Source organism: Geomonas azotofigens, from assembly GCF_018919395.1.
In the GTDB taxonomy this organism is placed as follows: Bacteria; Desulfobacterota; Desulfuromonadia; order Geobacterales; family Geobacteraceae; genus Geomonas; species Geomonas azotofigens.
On record NZ_JAHLME010000002.1, the window covers coordinates 248,613 to 263,600 of the forward strand.

The following is a 14,988-nucleotide window of genomic DNA, read 5'->3' on the forward strand; positions in this document are numbered from 1 at the left end:
TTATACAGACATTTCAGTGATTACTATTTAACAAGCACGGCCGACCCACCCACGAGAGCCGGGTCACCGCAAGGGTAGCACTGAAGCAGACTGAAAGTCAGTCCGGGCTCCGGTGCCAAGTCCACAGCTGTAATTCTGGCTATGGCATACCTGGTCAATGGATATGGGATCGGTTGATCTCCGGGTGGGCATGACGGTACAGTCACTCCTCCTACGACCGCCGAGTCAACCACGGGTACAATGACCTCCCAATAGGGGAGACCCGATGCAGCTTTTTGTGCAATAAACTCATCCTGCACTTCCTTGACCAGATTCATATTTGCCCCGTTAGTGGTGTACATGGCGGCATTGCAAACATCTGGAGGATTCAATACTCCATGGATGTAATCAATAACGTCCTGGGAATCCATCCGCTGGGAGTCGAACAGGAAAACAGTCCAGCCGATGGTGTACTCTGCCGGTGGCGCCCCCGAACCTGTTTGCCTGAAATAAAATTTAGCGGGCGTTGTAGCCGTGCAGGCGGTCTGGCACAAGGTGATGGGGATAGTGGGTCTCGGTGGACGCGACGCAATCGCCTCGGCTGACACGGTCATTTCAGACCACCCCTCCCCTCCCCCCTGAAGCAGGCCAAATATTCTCCCGAAAAAGGTATGCACCCGGCCTTGTTCGGCGGCGCTGGCTCCAGCCTCGGTCCTTCTTGCCACGACGCGCACTGCATTGGACGGATTTCTTGAGGCAAGGAATTGCGGTGTCAACGTCGAGTTCCAGTTGCCGATGGTCACGTCTCCGTCCGTGATCGTAACCGCATCGCCGGCAGCCTTGTTGGTGGCGGCAAACTGCTTAGCCTTCTGTCGTACCGAGGTGGGGTCTTTAAGATTCACGGCCGCGCCGGCAAGGGCGCCCGCGTCGGCGGCGTTTTGCAGCTGCCCCTTGGCGACGTACATGTACCCCATGTCGACCGCGAGGCTGACGAAGGCGACGAGGACGACCAGCATCAACGCGATGTAGACGACGGCAAAACCTCTGCGGTCCTTTCCTACTCTCCTAAAGGCATCCATGACAGTTCCTTCTCCTGTTCAGGAGTGAGCTTCCTGTCCGTCGGAAGCACGGTCCTGGTCCCCGGCGCCGCGGCCTTCACGAGCTTCGGCGTGATGCAGAACACGAGCTCCTTTTCCTTGATCTCCTTGCTGTTGGTGCGAAACAGCGCTCCAAGGATCGGGATGTCGCCCAAAAGGGGGATCTTGGACATGTTCTTGATTTCTTCTTCCTGGAGGAGGCCGGCGAGAACCAGGCTTTCGCCGTCTCTCAACTCGACCGACGTCTCAATGGTCCTGCTGTCGATGATTGGGTAGCCGTTGATGGGGAGGAAGCCCTGGATGCTGCTCACCTCTGCCGGCATGATCTTCAGGGAGATCATCCCGTTTTCCATCACCTCGGGCTTGAACTTAATCCTGATGCCGACCGGTTCGTACTTGATGGTGGTCGTTGCCTGGCCGTTGGTGCTCTCGACGATGGCGATGGGGATCTTGCTCCCGGCGAGGAAGTTCCCCTCCTGGGAGCTCCGGACCAGGAGGTTCGGCTCCGCGAGCACCTTGGCGTGCCCCTTGGAGCTCAAGGCCTTCAGGACCGCGCCGATCCCTGCAGGGAAGTAGGAGACGCCGGCCTGGAAGGTGTCCAGCGAGGGGATGTTGCCGAGGCCGGAAGCGGTACCCGCGATGTTGCCGTTGGGGCCGGCGATGACGTTGGAGAAGCCTTCGCCGCTCTTCCCCTTGACCAGGAAGCTGAAACCGAGTTCCTTCAGGGAACTCTTGTCCACCTGGGCCACCTTGACCTCTAGGAGCACCTGCTGCGGCGAGTTCACCGTCACGTTGTTGATCACCTTGGGAGCGTAGGACTTGGCGATCTCCAGAGCCTTGGCCTTGGTCTGGTCGTTCGCCACGTTACCCGACAGCACCACCGTGTCGTTGGCGTACTGCACGTCGATGGTCTCGTTGGGCGCCATCTCCTTCAACTGGCTCTCGATGGCCTGGCGGTCACCGGTCACCTTGAGGTCGAAGAAAGTGGGCGCGGGCCTCTCGTCCCCCTCCCCCTTGGTCCAGATGATCATGCTGGTGCTGCCGATCATGATGCCGTCGAGCTTGAGGATGTACTCCGAGAGGACCTCGGGGACCACGAACTTGTTGGTGTTGCCGGTATCGGAGTCGGAGCTCCTCTTCCTGCTCACGCTGACCGGAACCGCGTCCGTCGCCCCGGCCTTGGGCAGGGATACGATCTGTTCCACGTCCTTGTCCTTCGCCTCCTTGTTGGTGTTGGCGAGGGTAACCAGCACGATCTTCTTGTTCTGCCCCTTGAAATCCACCAGGACGCTCTTGTAGAGCCCCACTTCGAGGGGAACGCCCGCGGTGGCGGAGGTGGAGAACGCAAGCATCAGTAACAACGCCCAGGTCGGAAGCAGCAGTTTTTTCATCGGGACGATTATCATCAAATCACCTCATTCGTGAGTTTGCTGCCGAGTGGTTACTGGAGCACGAACTCCTTCGTGGTGCGCACGCCGCCGTCTATCAGGGTGACGGTATGGGCGGCACGCGGGGCCGGGGCCTGCGCCTTCGGTGCGGCTGCCTTCGGCGCCTGGGCGACGGACTTCTTGCGCGCGGGGCGCTTTTGCACCGCCTTCACCGGTGCGGCAGCCACGACGGGCGCCTGTGCGGCCGCAACCGGCGTGCCGGCTAAAACCTTGGCAATGGTGGCTCCCCTGGCTTCGACGGGTGCCGAATCGGCGATGTTCCTGAGCAACAGCTGCAAGGAGCCTTTGGAGCCGGCAAGGACCAGCTTTTCGGAGTCCTCGGGGGTAAGATCGAGTGTCACCGTCGGCACTATGACCGGCTTCCCCTCCTTCTGCTCGGTGATCTGGCCGGTGGCGAGGACCGGGACGTTCTGGAGGATGATCTTGCTGATGTTTTCGGTAGGCTGGCCGGGGATTGCGGTGGTTAGGACGATATCGACGCGGTCGCTCGGCGTGATGAACCCTGCGACACCTGCCACCTCGTTCACCGCTACCGTAGTGGCGCGGTGGCCTGCGGGAACGATGTAGGTCATGAAGCCGGTCCCGGCTCCGCCGGCTTTGGGCTTCAGCTTCTGCTCGGTGACCGCGTCGCCGTTGGAGATGGGGCGGATGGCTACCCTACCCACGAGGGATTTCGGGTCCGCGCTGCTCCCAGGGGGGATGCTGTCCTTGGGCCAGGAGGTGGTCTTCAGCTGGGCCTCGGCGATGGCGCTCCCGATGGGGATGTCAGCTGCGGCCACGACGAGCGTCTGGGGCTGCACCGCCTTGGTCTTATCCATCTCCTTTTGCAGGTAATGAAAAGTAAGCCACGCCGCAATGCCCGCAAATACCAGAGCAAGAATCGCTACTACGATTACTGCCTTGGGTCGTGTCATAGCACCTCCTGAAGATAACCAGATTACTCATAACGCATTGAGGCTTCGCCGGCGATCGTGTTCGTTATCGGAATCAAGACGGGAAGAATGGGCTGGAACTTGTCCCAGGTCAGCTTGACGTCTATGCTGTCGCCCGTACTGAGACCGCTTGGATTCTCAAGTTCGGTGATAGTCAGGTCGACGGTGACGTCGGTCTTGATTATGCCGTTGTAGATGCTGTTGCAGATGGTCCGGTAGACAGGGCCGTTTTGCCCGGTGAACTCGCTGTCCGTACAGAGAAGCTTCTTGCTGGAATTGGTGGTGGACATGCCGTTTGGGTGGGTGGTGGCGTCGTACTTCGGCGTCACGACGGCGGTCCGCGCGCCGGCCCTGGCGGCGTTGTTCAACGTATTTTTCAGGAACATGGCCCGGCCGAACTCAAAGAGCCCCATGATCAGTAACAGCACCAGGGGGAGTATTATTGCAGCTTCGACCAGCGCCTGACCTTTTTGGTCTTTCATTGTATCTTCCTAATTTTGTGCTAACACAACTTCACTTTTGATTGGTATCTTTTTATACAAAAACAATAATATGTCAAGCATTGAAGCATTAAAAAAAGGAGACCCTGCGCTTCAGAGTGATTTCACCCTTTCAGAAACACAGCGTCTCCCTCCACCCTTCGGGCCAATGAATGCAGTAAAGCGAATACCACTTTTCCGTCTTAGTTCAGAGCGCTGTTCACCTTACTGAAGACAGTGTTCGCCTTCCCGCCTATGCCAGTGACCATCGCTATGACGACGATGGCGATGAGCACGAGGATAAGTGCGTACTCGACAAGGCCCTGCCCCTTTTCATTCTTCAGAGGGGCGATGCTGGTCATAAGTCTCACATACAGCGACATCAATAAATTGGTCATGACACGTCTCCTTTTTTTGGGTACTTAGCTTCGCACCCGTTATATTTGGTGATTCCTCCCGCAACCAACCGTCATCTCCCTGCGTTGTCCACGCTGGAGTTGATCGTCTCGTACGTGTTGCTGAGTTTAACGCCCAGGCCGGCAACCATGGCGAAGACGACTATCGCTATCAGGACCAGTATCAGCGCGTATTCAACGAGCCCTTGCCCCTTTTCATCGCACAGCACAAGACACAGCCGATTTCGAACTCTCTCACAACAGGGCATGGACTTTTCCTTTTGATTGTTCCGGAACCGACTGCTACACCGTTTGGAATTTTGTAATCCAGTTATTAAATATTGTCAATTCACGGCAAGTCAAAATAATATTATTTTCTTATAATTTTAATAGCCCATGTGGAGATTGTTGACAGTATGTGAGTGAATTAAAGACAGCACATACTGTGCCACATTCAGTTAACGGCGCACATGGAGAATGCAACACACCGGAATCATAAAGCGTTAGCATGGTTGTGCCGACCCGCACCGGCGAGGACGAGATGAAGGGGTGGAAAGCAAAGGTGTAAAGACGGTGTAAAGCTGGTGTAAAGGAGTGTAAAGGGGTGTAAAGCGATTGCGATGTAATGTAAACAGGGCCGCGTCAGCTCGCCCGCTTCCCTTGTATGCCGTGTTTCCTCATAAGGGCATACATACTGGGCCTGCTGATGTTCAGCTGACGTGCAGCCTTGGCGATGACGTAGTCGTTGTCCTCGAGCACCTTGACAACGTATTCCTTCTGGGAGGGAGCCGACCTGTAGCCGCAATCCACGGGGGCCGCCGGCGAGGGGGCAACCTGGTCGAGTTCCATGCAGGCGGCACCGATGTCCTTGCCGCTTGCCATCAAAAAACCCCTCCTGACCTTGTTCTCGAGCTCCCTTACGTTTCCGGGCCAGGAATACCCCTCAATAGCCTCCAGGGCATCGGCGGAAAAGCCGACCGGCCTGTTTTCGGCCTCGCAGAACCTGGCCAGGAAGTACTTGGCCAGCCGCACCTTGTCCTCCCCCCTCTCCCGCAAGGGTGGAAGCTTGATGGTGAAGGAGTTGAGCCTGTAGAAGAGGTCAGTCCGGAAGCGCCCTTCCGAAACCGACCGGTGCAGGTCGCAGTTAGTTGCGGCGACGATCCTCACGTCGATCTTCTTGGAAACCGAGGAGCCTACCGGCTGGACCAGCCTGTCCTCGAGGAAGCGGAGCAGCTTGGCCTGGAGGCTCTGGGGCAGGTCGCCGATCTCGTCCAGAAAGAGGGTCCCGCCGTCGGCGTACTCGAACTTACCCTTGCGTGACGTATCGGCCCCGGTGAAGGCCCCCTTGCTGTACCCGAACAGCTCCGATTCCAACAGGGATTCCGGAATGGCGGCGCAGTTGACGGCAACGAATGGTCCGTCCTTTCTGGTGCTCAGGGAGTGCAGGGCCTTCGCCGTGAGCTCCTTCCCGGTCCCGCTCTCCCCAAGCAGTAGCACGCTCATCTCGGTCGGGGCGACCTTCCTGATCATGGAGAAAACCGAGAGCATCTCCCGGGACGCCCCGACGAACTCCCGATCGGGCGAGCGGTGCTGTATCTTCAGCAGCTTGGAGTCGACGAAATCGATGATCTTCTGGATGTGCTCGAGGTTGAGCCGGCTCAGCCGGATGTTCAGGCGCTGGGCGAAGGTGTTCTCGATGTGCCGTTCCAGGTAGTTCTTCTTGGAGAAGTCGAGGTAGAGGTTGCACTTGTCGCAGGACCCTTCCCTTGAGTCGTCGGGGTGGCCGCAGTAGGGGCAGTTGTCGGTCCGGGGTAGCTTGCCCCTGATGTGTTCCCAAAGCGCCTGCATCGCTGCCTGCTCCGAGTAGAACAGACGGATGGCCGAACCCGTTTTTCCGCGCCGCACGAACTTGGCCAGCAACTCGACATCGCCCAGGCCGGGCAGCGGGAGCCTTATGGCGAACAGTTCGCTTAGCTGGGTGGAAAGACCGGTTACCATAGCGCCGGAAAGGCTCAGTTCCGTCACGGTCACCTTTTCCTGGGGCTTGTCCTCCCGGGAAAGGTAGCTGACCGTGGAGCCGAGATCCGTTCGGACTCTGACATCAAGTCTGCCCATGCCGCCTCCTGATGACACCGGGTTTGTCCTAGACTGTCAGGCATAAAATATGTATGATTAATGTGTAAAAATAAACACAATAAAAAAAGCGTTCCTGACAAAGCATGCCCGATGTTTCTTTACATGCAAGCTTTTTGAGGTAAATCTTACCACTAAGAAGTTCTTATGACAGTGATCGGGAGGCATAATGCTTATATTGGGTGAAAAACTTGTTAAGGAGAATGTGATAACCCAGGCGCAACTTGACGAGGCCCTGGAGCGGCAGCGCCGACTGGGGGGGCGGCTCGGGCACAACCTGGTCGCCCTGGGCCACATCACCGAGCAGGACATCAAGAAGCAGTACCAACGAAATCCTCCACCACCCAAGTGCGTGGAGGACACCGGGCTCGACCTCTCCTTCATTACCGACCTGGTCCTGAAGCACATCGTCTTCATGGGGGAGTTCCGCATGGGGGACGTGGTGGACCGCATCAAGCTCCCCATCACCATCGTGAACCGCGCGCTGGAGGTGTTGAAGCGGGAGAAGTTCGTGGAGATCAAGGGGGCCACGAGCTACGCCTCGGCCACCTACACCTTCAAGGTCACCGAGGCGGGGCAGAAGCGGAGCCTGGAGCTCATGGACCTGTGCCGTTACGCGGGGCCCGCGCCGGTCACCCTGGACGAGTACCAGACCATGGTGGAACTGCAGACCGTGAAATGCGTCACCATAAGCGACGAGACGTTGCGGGAGGCCTTTTCCCACCTGGTCTGCCGGGAGGACCTGTTCCGGCGCCTGGGGCCGGCGATCACCTCCGGCAAGACCGTCTTCATCTACGGTCCTCCCGGCAACGGCAAGACGGCGATAGCCGAGGCGGTCGGGCGCGTCCCCACCGACTTCGTCTACGTCCCCTACGCCATCGATGTCGGCGGGCAGATCATCAGCGTCTTCGACCCGGTGAACCACATCCCGGTCCCCCCGGCCCTGCTCCCGGAGCACGTGGACCAGCGCTGGGTACTGGTGCGCCGGCCCGTGGTCATGGTGGGGGGCGAGCTGACCATGCGCATGCTCGACCTCGACTTCAATCGGATCTCCAAGTACTACGAGGCCTCGCTGCAGTTGAAGGCCAACAACGGCATCTTCATCCTGGACGACTTCGGCAGGCAGCAAATCGAGCCCAGGGACATCCTGAACCGCTGGATCGTCCCCCTGGACCGGCACATCGACTTCATGACCCTGCACACCGGCATGAAGTTCGCCGTCCCCTTCGACATGCTGGTCATCTTCGCCACCAACCTCGACCCGACCGAGCTTTTGGACGAGGCGTTCCTGCGCAGGATCAGGTACAAGGTGGAGATAGACCGTCCCACGGAACCGGAGTACCAGAAGATCTTCAAGCAGGTCTGCAGCGCCAACGAGGTCCCCTTCAGCCAGGAGGCGTACGACTACCTGATCAGTTACTGCTACAAGCAGTACGGCGCCATGCCGAACGCGTGTCACCCGCGCGATCTCATAGAGCAGATCATCGTCGAGTCCCGCTACAACAACCAGCCGGCCCGACTGACAAAGCAAAGTATTGAGATGGCATGTTCCAATTATTTTGTTAAAATGGAGGCATGACGGAATTAGTCCGTCCTGCGCATCTGCCTGCAAGCGGCGCTGCCATTTCTGTCTTTAGCAGTTCCTGGAGGGATTCGTAACACAGCGATTGGCGTCCAGTGTCATCCACACCTGTCCGGTTGTCCATGCTATGCGATCTCTGTATGAGAGGATGCCATCAGCGGGGGAGAGGACGATGTTGATACGCGTGGTGTACGACGAGTTCCAGACAGGAAAGGTGCACGACTACCTTCTCGACGGCCTGATCACGCATCGGAAGATCCAGGGGTTCTTCCGCTCCGACGGCTACGTCCGCCTCGACCACGACCCGGTCCGAGGCCACGGTGGTCAGTACCAGGGTTACGACCGCAGACGCGCGCTCAAGGCCGCCTAAGCGCCCGAGCGCCACGACGCGGAATCTCCTCGCAAACGTCCAGGTAAAGGCTCCGCCACAGCGGCAGATGCCAGGGGGGTGTTTGCTATCCAGCCCCCTCCCGAACCGCCCCCCCTCTCCCCCCCCATCTTATTTTTCAACGTCTTATCATTCAGCTTTTCCTCTTGACCTGATGCAGGCAAATCCCCCCTCCCCCCTTCGCAAAGTGGGGAACTCTAATTCGCGTGCAGCGCTTCGTGGATACACATACTTCATTACCGGCATTCCTTCGCAAACGAGGGGCACTTTGGCTGCACCCGCAGACCTTGGACGGCTGCCTGCCCGACGTCGGGGTTCCTTTTTTTGTCGCCATTGTTGACACCTCGATAAACCACGCTAGATTATTTAACACTAATTATAAATGACCAATCAATGCTTTCATTACCGCGCGTGGTAGTCAACCGGCGCCGTGCGCGGTTGCCGGCGAGCCCCCTGCGGCTTTCGCGGGCGGGATATCCGCCTGCTTTCGTTCCTTTTACGCGCCGGACCGCACTGACCCCACGAGAGGACCATGATCTCCCACGCGCTGACCATTATAATGAACGAACTGAACAAGCATCTTCATGACGTCTATGGGTCGGTGGACGCGGTGAGCCTTGGCAACGTTTCCGACATCTTCGCCACCGGCGGCGGCAGCGGCAGCGTATCCCGCGACAAGCTGTACCTCTCGGCGGTCAACGTCAAGGAAGAGAAGACCCTGAAGAACCTCCCCAACTACGTCCGCGACGAAGCGGCCTTGAAGGCAAGCTACCAGAACCCGCCGGTATTCCTGAATTTCCTGATCCTGATGACGGCGACCCATGCCGATTACGTCAACGCCCTGTCCGTGCTCTCACGTGCCATCCGCTTCTTCCAGTTCAAAAACGTCTTCACGGAGACCACGGTCGACCCGGCCTCGATCACCACGTCGAGTGTCCCGATCAACCCGCTGGACCAGTTGCAATCCTTCAAGCTGATCTTCGACATCTATTCGCCGACACTGGAGGAGGTGAACCATCTCTGGGGCACCCTGGGCGGCAAACAGTACCCCTTCATCCTCTATGTCATGCGCATGCTCGACCTGCAGTTCGCCTTCGTGGAGAAGGAGGAAAGCCTGATCCTCGAGGTTGACCGCAACATCCATCATAAACCGGCGGTGACGGTATAACCGGCCCCAGTCAATCAACACGGTGAGCTCAAAAGGAGGGAGACGAAAATGGCCACACTGTACAAGACACCGGGAGTTTACATCGAGGAGATCCCCAAGTTTCCCCCTTCCGTCGCCCCGGTGGAAACCGCGATCCCGGCCTTTATCGGCTACACGGAAAAGGCGGACGACGTCACTGCCGGCGACCTTACCTTGAAGCCGACGCGCATCTCCTCCCTTGTCGAGTACGAGAAGTACTTCGGTGGCCCGCAGAAGGAGCAGGACATCAACGTGGACGTGCAGGAGACCCAGGTGGGCGGCGTCACCACCGACCTGAAGGCCACGGCGACTCTCACCGAGGCGGCCCGCTCCAAGCACGTCATGTACTACGCCATGCAGATGTTCTTCGCCAACGGCGGCGGCCCCTGCTACATCGTCTCGGTCGCCCCCTACAAGGCTACCTTCGGCGGAGCGCTGGTGGAGGCCGAGCTGAAGGCGGGTCTCGACACCCTGGTGAAGAAGGACGAGCCGACCCTGATCGTTTTCCCCGAGGCGCAAAGCCTCTCGATCGCCGACTTCAAGGCCCTGCACGACGCCGCACTGGCCCAGTGCGAAGACCTGAAGGACCGCTTCGTGATCATGGACCTGCACGGCGACTCCATCTCCCTGTCCGACCCCAACGCCAACCTCTTGAATGCGGTGAACAACTTCCGCAGTAACGGCATCGGGATCAACAACCTGAAGTACGGTGCCGTGTACGCGCCCAACATCGACACCATCCTCGACTTTGCGTACGACGACAGCACCGTCGACGTCACCATCACCACCAACGGCTCGGCAGCCGCTCCGGTTAAGCTGGACACGCTGAAGGCGGCCAACAACCGGGTCTACGAGCAGGCCCGCGCCGCCATCACCGACATGGCGTGCAGGCTCCCCCCCTCTTCCACCATGGCCGGCATCTACGCCGCTGTGGACAACGCGCGCGGGGTCTGGAAGGCACCGGCCAACGTGAGCGTCAACTCGGTGATTGAGCCAAGCATCCAGTTCTCCAACGTGGAGCAGGACCAGATGAACGTGGACCCGGTGGCGGGCAAGTCGGTGAACGCGATCCGCGCCTTCACCGGCAAGGGGACCCTGGTGTGGGGGGCCAGGACGCTGGCGGGCAACGACAACGAGTGGCGTTACGTGAACGTGCGCCGGCTCTTCAACTTCGTGGAGGAGTCGGTGAAGCGGGCCACGGAGCCCTTCGTCTTCGAGGCCAACGACGCCAACACCTGGGTGCGCGTGCAGGGGATGGTGGAGAACTTCCTGACCGTGATCTGGCGCCAGGGGGCGCTGCAGGGGGTGAAGCCGGAGCACGCCTTCTTCGTTGCGGTCGGACTTGGCAAGACCATGACCGCCATCGACATCCTGGAGGGGCGCATGATCGTGGAGGTGGGGCTCGCCGCGGTGCGTCCCGCCGAGTTCATCATCTTCAGGTTCTCGCACAAGATGGCTGAGTCGTAGAGATCTCGCCCTCTCGCCCTCTCGGCCTCATTACCCTCTCCCGGAGGGAGAGGGAGCAACGAGCTCAGGAGCAAGAGAAACCTGCTGAACGATAATTTTGAGTAGCACGATAAAGGAGGACGACATGGCGCAAGAGTATCCGTTACCGCGCTTCCATTTCCAGGTCGACTGGGGCGGGGCCAAGATCAGCTTCACCGAGGTGACCGGCCTGGTCATGGAGCGGGAAAAGATAGAGTACCGGCACAGCGACAGCAGGGACTTCAACAAGATCGCCATGCCCGGCCTGGTGAAAAACAACAACATCAGCCTCAAGCGCGGCAAGTTCGAGAAGGACTTCGACTACAACACCTGGCTCGAGGACGTGGCCAACGAGCGGGTGGAGAAAAGGCGCGACATCATCATCCGCCTGTTGAACGAGAAGCACGAACCGGTGGCGGCCTGGACCGCGACCCGCTGCTTCCCGGTCAAGGTGACCGCGCCGGACCTCAAATCGGACGCCAACGAGGCGGCTATCGAGACCCTCGAGATCGCCCACGAAGGGCTCAAGCTGATGAAGGTCTAGGGCCGGCCATGGTGGACTACTACCCTCCGTGGGGCTTCTACTTCCGGGTCGAGTTCGGCATCAGCAAGAACAAGAACGACGTCCGCTTCCAGATGGTGTCCGGGCTCTCGGTGGAGTACGACACCGAGGAGTACAAGGAGGGGGGCGAGAACCGCTTCACCCACAAGCTCCCGGTGCGCACCAAGTACGCGGACCTGGTGCTGAAGCGCGGCATGCTGACCGATTCGGAGGTGATCAAGTGGTTCCTGCGCGCCTTCCGGGACCGCGACTTCGAGCCCACCGACCTGAACGTGATCCTGATGAACGAGAAGGGCGAGCCGCTGAAGAGCTGGCGGGTGTCGCACGCGATCCCGAGGAAGTGGCAGGTGAGCGACCTGAACTCGGGGGAGAACGCCCTGGTGATCGAGACGCTGGAGTTGACGTACCGGTATTTCACGGTCGCCTGACACATCGAGGAGCCACCTCTCGTTGTCGCTTCATTCCCCTCCCCCGGAGGGGGAGGGTCAGGGTGGGGGCGCCAGCGGCTCAGATAGAGTTCCCCCCTCCCAGCCTCCCCCCTCCGGGGGGAGGAGCGTAGACTGACCACTTGACTTACGCCCCCTTCATTCGAAGGCGAAGCGTGCCCGCAAAACGAAATAAGCGAAAAGGAAGCAGCACGATGCCCATCGAGATCAAGGAACTGCACATAAAGGTTGCACTTACCACCTCCCCCGCCCCGCCCGCCAGGACGGGTTACGGGGGGGCGAGGGACGCCATCGTCTCCGAGTGCGTGGAACAGGTGCTATTGATACTGAAAAACAAGGCGGAACGCTGATGGCGGATAACGGCAAACTGGAGAAGCTGTTGATCCTCGCCTTCGATACCTCCGAGGAGGCCGAGCGCGGTACCAAGGCGGAGGCGAAGGAGACCTTCGAGGCGCTGATCAACCCGGAGAGCTACACCCTGGAATACAAGGTGAAGACCTCGGACGGCCAGGGCCAGGGGACCAGCGGCGCGCAGGCGAAGTACGAATTCACCCTCCCCGAGGAACTCACCTTCGAGTTCCTGTTCGACAACACCGGCATCATCGACGGCAAAAAGAACAAGGACGGCGTGAACAAGGACGTGGACCGGTTGCGCAAGATGCTGACCGGGTACCAAGGCAAGTCGCACGAGCCTTACCACCTGAAGCTGGTCTGGGGTAGCCTGGTCTTCACCGGCCGCGCCATCGAGCTCTCCCTGACCCACAAACTGTTCAACCCGGACGGGCAGCCGATCCGCACCGTCGCCAAGGTGAAGTTCAAGAAGAGCATCGAGGAGAAAAAGCGCGCCCGCAAGGAGGACAAGTCCTCCCCGGACCTCACCCACCGGCGCACGGTAACGGGGGGCGACACGCTGCCGCTACTCTGCTACCGGATCTACGGCGATCCCACGTTCTACCTGCAGGTGGCGCAAATCAACGGGCTCAACAACTTCAGGAAGCTTACGCCGAACACGAGCCTCATCTTCCCGCCCCTGGACAAGAAAGGCGCAACGCCGTGACTACCGGTTCGACCATCCCCACGCCGGCGACGCCGGACGTCTGCACGGTTGAACTGCTCATGGACGGAGCGGCGATCCCGGGGGAATACCACGTGCTGTCGGTGGCGGTCCGCAAGGAGGTGAACCGGATCCCCACGGCAACGCTCCAGATCCGCGACGGCGAGGCGGCCAAGGCGACTTTCCAGGCCAGCAACAGCGACCTCTTCGTGCCGGGCAAGAAGATCGAGATCAAGCTCGGCTACCGCTCGCACAACGACACCGTGTTCAAGGGGATCGTGGTCAAGCACGGCATCAGCGTGCGCAAAAGCGGCAGCCTCCTCACCGTGGAGTGCCGGGACGAGGCGGTAAAGATGAGCGTCGGCCTGAAAAGCCGCTACTTCGTGGACATGAAGGACAGCGACGTCATCGAGCAGGTGGTCGATGCCCACCAGCTTCAAAAGGACGTCCAGGCCACCACGCCGGACCTCAAGGAAGTGACGCAGTACAACGCGACCGACTGGGATTTCCTGCTCTTGCGCGCTGAGGCCAACGGCATGGTGGTGATCGCCAGCGACGGCAAGATCACGGTCAACACGCCAGGGACCGACGGTGACGCGGTGGTCACGGTGGGCTTTGGCAGCACGCTCCTGGAGCTCGATGCCGACATCGATGCGCGCAGGCAGAGCACGGGGATCGTGGCCAAGAGCTGGAACGCATCGGAGCAGCAGGTCGTCGAGGCCGAGGCGAAGGAACCGGGGCGCTCCTCCAGCGGCAACCTCGCTCCGGGGGAGCTGGCCGGCATCCTGGGCGGCGAGCCCCACGAGCTGAGGCACGGCGGGAAGCTGGGACAACCGGAGCTGCAGGCCTGGGCGGACGGCAGGCTCAGGACCGAGCGGCTGGCCCAGGTGAGGGGGCGGGCCCGGTTCCAGGGGTTCGCGGCGGTCGCGCCCGGCACGGTCATGGAGCTTACCGGTGTCGGCGAGAGGTTCCAGGGGAAGTTGTACGTCTCCGGAGTGCGCCACCTGGTCGACAACGGCAACTGGGAAACCGACGTCCAGTTCGGCCTCGCCACGGAGACCTTCGCGGAGTGCTTCGACCTGAGACCGATGCCGGCGGCCGGGCTGATACCGGCGGTCACGGGGCTGCAGATGGGGGTGGTCACCGTGCTGGAGAAGGATCCGCAGGGGGAGGACCGCATCAAGGTGCGCCTGCCGCTGGTGAGCAAAGCCGAGGAAGGGATCTGGGCGCGGCTCGCCACGCTCGACGCGGGCAAGGGGCGCGGCACCTTCTTCAGGCCCGAGATCGGCGACGAGGTGGTGGTTGGATTTCTCTGGGATGATCCCCGTCACCCGGTGGTGCTCGGGATGTGCCACAGTTCTGCCAAGCCCGCGCCGGAGCCGGCCAAGGACAAGAACCACCGCAAGGGGTACGTGAGCCGCTCCAGGATGAAGCTCACCTTCGACGACGACAACAAGGTGGTGCAACTGGAGACCCCCAAGGGGAACCGGCTCACCCTGGCCGAGGACAAGAAAGGGGTCATCATCCAGGACCAAAACGGCAACAAGATCACCCTGGACGACCAGGGGGTGAGGATCGAGAGCAGCAAGGATCTCACCCTGAAGGCGGCCAAGAACCTGAAGATCGAGTGCGGCTCCAACCTGGACCTCAGCGCGCAGATGGCGCTCAAGGCGGCGGGGAGTGCCAGCACCGAGCTCTCCGGCGCCAGCACCACCATCAAGGGAAGCGCCAAGACGGTGATCCAGGGGGGGATCGTGCAGATCAATTAGGACGAGGCACCAGCGTCCCCTCCCCAGGAGGGGGAGGGACAGGGAGGGGGCGC

The 14,988-nt window shown here is 60.1% G+C and carries 15 protein-coding genes; 9 read left to right on the top strand and 6 right to left on the bottom strand.

Features of this window, described 5'->3' with window-relative positions:
- Positions 1-23 precede the first annotated feature (23 nt).
- The 6 genes from KOL99_RS06130 to KOL99_RS06155 all read right to left on the bottom strand — a co-directional run bounded on the left by KOL99_RS06130 (position 24) and on the right by KOL99_RS06155 (position 6,445).
- Positions 24-1,058 (bottom strand): pilus assembly protein TadG-related protein, encoded by a 1,035-nt coding sequence (locus KOL99_RS06130; protein WP_216509599.1) that lies wholly within the window; start codon positions 1,056-1,058, stop codon positions 24-26.
- The gene (locus KOL99_RS06135; RefSeq protein WP_216509600.1) at positions 1,037-2,482 is read right to left on the bottom strand and encodes a type II and III secretion system protein family protein; all 1,446 of its coding nucleotides are present in this window, start codon (positions 2,480-2,482) and stop codon (positions 1,037-1,039) included. The genes KOL99_RS06130 and KOL99_RS06135 overlap by 22 nt, the downstream gene beginning before the upstream one ends.
- Positions 2,483-2,517: 35 nt before the next feature.
- On the bottom strand, positions 2,518-3,438 hold the full coding sequence (cpaB, locus tag KOL99_RS06140; protein ID WP_216509601.1) for a Flp pilus assembly protein CpaB: 921 nt from the start codon (positions 3,436-3,438) through the stop codon (positions 2,518-2,520).
- Positions 3,439-3,461: 23 nt separating this feature from the next.
- Entirely contained in the window at positions 3,462-3,938 is a 477-nt protein-coding gene (locus tag KOL99_RS06145) for a TadE family protein (RefSeq protein ID WP_216509602.1), read from the bottom strand.
- A 200-nt stretch (positions 3,939-4,138) separates the two neighbouring features.
- Entirely contained in the window at positions 4,139-4,333 is a 195-nt protein-coding gene (locus tag KOL99_RS06150) for a Flp family type IVb pilin (protein WP_236025852.1), read from the bottom strand.
- 639 nt (positions 4,334-4,972) lie between these two features.
- Entirely contained in the window at positions 4,973-6,445 is a 1,473-nt protein-coding gene (locus tag KOL99_RS06155) for a sigma-54 interaction domain-containing protein (RefSeq protein ID WP_216509603.1), read from the bottom strand.
- 187 nt (positions 6,446-6,632) lie between these two features.
- On the opposite strand from KOL99_RS06155, the gene KOL99_RS06160 reads away from it, so the two are divergent.
- The 9 genes from KOL99_RS06160 to vgrG all read left to right on the top strand — a co-directional run bounded on the left by KOL99_RS06160 (position 6,633) and on the right by vgrG (position 14,935).
- Entirely contained in the window at positions 6,633-8,042 is a 1,410-nt protein-coding gene (locus tag KOL99_RS06160; protein WP_216509604.1) for an ATP-binding protein, read from the top strand.
- Positions 8,043-8,217: 175 nt separating this feature from the next.
- A complete protein-coding gene (locus KOL99_RS06165) occupies positions 8,218-8,415 on the top strand; it encodes a GSU3473 family protein (RefSeq protein ID WP_216509605.1) in 198 nt (65 codons plus the stop codon).
- Positions 8,416-8,965: 550 nt separating this feature from the next.
- Positions 8,966-9,601: a DUF4255 domain-containing protein gene (locus tag KOL99_RS06170; RefSeq protein ID WP_216509606.1), complete on the top strand. Its 636-nt coding sequence runs from the start codon at positions 8,966-8,968 to the stop codon at positions 9,599-9,601.
- A gap of 48 nt (positions 9,602-9,649) precedes the next feature.
- Positions 9,650-11,086: a phage tail sheath family protein gene (locus KOL99_RS06175; RefSeq protein ID WP_216509607.1), complete on the top strand. Its 1,437-nt coding sequence runs from the start codon at positions 9,650-9,652 to the stop codon at positions 11,084-11,086.
- 124 nt (positions 11,087-11,210) lie between these two features.
- Entirely contained in the window at positions 11,211-11,648 is a 438-nt protein-coding gene (locus KOL99_RS06180; RefSeq protein WP_216509608.1) for a phage tail protein, read from the top strand.
- Between the two features lie 8 nt (positions 11,649-11,656).
- A complete protein-coding gene (locus tag KOL99_RS06185; RefSeq protein ID WP_216509609.1) occupies positions 11,657-12,094 on the top strand; it encodes a phage tail protein in 438 nt (145 codons plus the stop codon).
- Between the two features lie 212 nt (positions 12,095-12,306).
- Positions 12,307-12,462: a DUF5908 family protein gene (locus tag KOL99_RS06190; protein WP_216509610.1), complete on the top strand. Its 156-nt coding sequence runs from the start codon at positions 12,307-12,309 to the stop codon at positions 12,460-12,462.
- Positions 12,462-13,169 (top strand): CIS tube protein, encoded by a 708-nt coding sequence (locus KOL99_RS06195; RefSeq protein WP_216509611.1) that lies wholly within the window; start codon positions 12,462-12,464, stop codon positions 13,167-13,169. The genes KOL99_RS06190 and KOL99_RS06195 overlap by 1 nt, the downstream gene beginning before the upstream one ends.
- Positions 13,166-14,935, top strand: coding sequence for a type VI secretion system tip protein VgrG (vgrG, locus tag KOL99_RS06200; RefSeq protein ID WP_216509612.1), 1,770 nt, complete (start codon positions 13,166-13,168; stop codon positions 14,933-14,935). The genes KOL99_RS06195 and vgrG overlap by 4 nt, the downstream gene beginning before the upstream one ends.
- The last annotated feature ends 53 nt before the right edge of the window (positions 14,936-14,988 follow it).

Coding starts and splice junctions, on each gene's coding strand:
- KOL99_RS06190 (WP_216509610.1), top strand. CDS start 12,307: ATGCCCATCGAGATCAAGGAACTGCACATAAAGGTTGCACTTACCACC.
- KOL99_RS06180 (WP_216509608.1), top strand. CDS start 11,211: ATGGCGCAAGAGTATCCGTTACCGCGCTTCCATTTCCAGGTCGACTGG.
- KOL99_RS06170 (WP_216509606.1), top strand. CDS start 8,966: ATGATCTCCCACGCGCTGACCATTATAATGAACGAACTGAACAAGCAT.
- KOL99_RS06175 (WP_216509607.1), top strand. CDS start 9,650: ATGGCCACACTGTACAAGACACCGGGAGTTTACATCGAGGAGATCCCC.
- KOL99_RS06160 (WP_216509604.1), top strand. CDS start 6,633: ATGCTTATATTGGGTGAAAAACTTGTTAAGGAGAATGTGATAACCCAG.
- KOL99_RS06145 (WP_216509602.1), bottom strand. CDS start 3,938: ATGAAAGACCAAAAAGGTCAGGCGCTGGTCGAAGCTGCAATAATACTC.
- KOL99_RS06195 (WP_216509611.1), top strand. CDS start 12,462: ATGGCGGATAACGGCAAACTGGAGAAGCTGTTGATCCTCGCCTTCGAT.
- KOL99_RS06135 (WP_216509600.1), bottom strand. CDS start 2,482: ATGATAATCGTCCCGATGAAAAAACTGCTGCTTCCGACCTGGGCGTTG.
- cpaB (WP_216509601.1), bottom strand. CDS start 3,438: ATGACACGACCCAAGGCAGTAATCGTAGTAGCGATTCTTGCTCTGGTA.
- KOL99_RS06185 (WP_216509609.1), top strand. CDS start 11,657: ATGGTGGACTACTACCCTCCGTGGGGCTTCTACTTCCGGGTCGAGTTC.
- KOL99_RS06130 (WP_216509599.1), bottom strand. CDS start 1,058: ATGGATGCCTTTAGGAGAGTAGGAAAGGACCGCAGAGGTTTTGCCGTC.
- KOL99_RS06155 (WP_216509603.1), bottom strand. CDS start 6,445: ATGGGCAGACTTGATGTCAGAGTCCGAACGGATCTCGGCTCCACGGTC.
- KOL99_RS06165 (WP_216509605.1), top strand. CDS start 8,218: ATGTTGATACGCGTGGTGTACGACGAGTTCCAGACAGGAAAGGTGCAC.
- KOL99_RS06150 (WP_236025852.1), bottom strand. CDS start 4,333: ATGACCAATTTATTGATGTCGCTGTATGTGAGACTTATGACCAGCATC.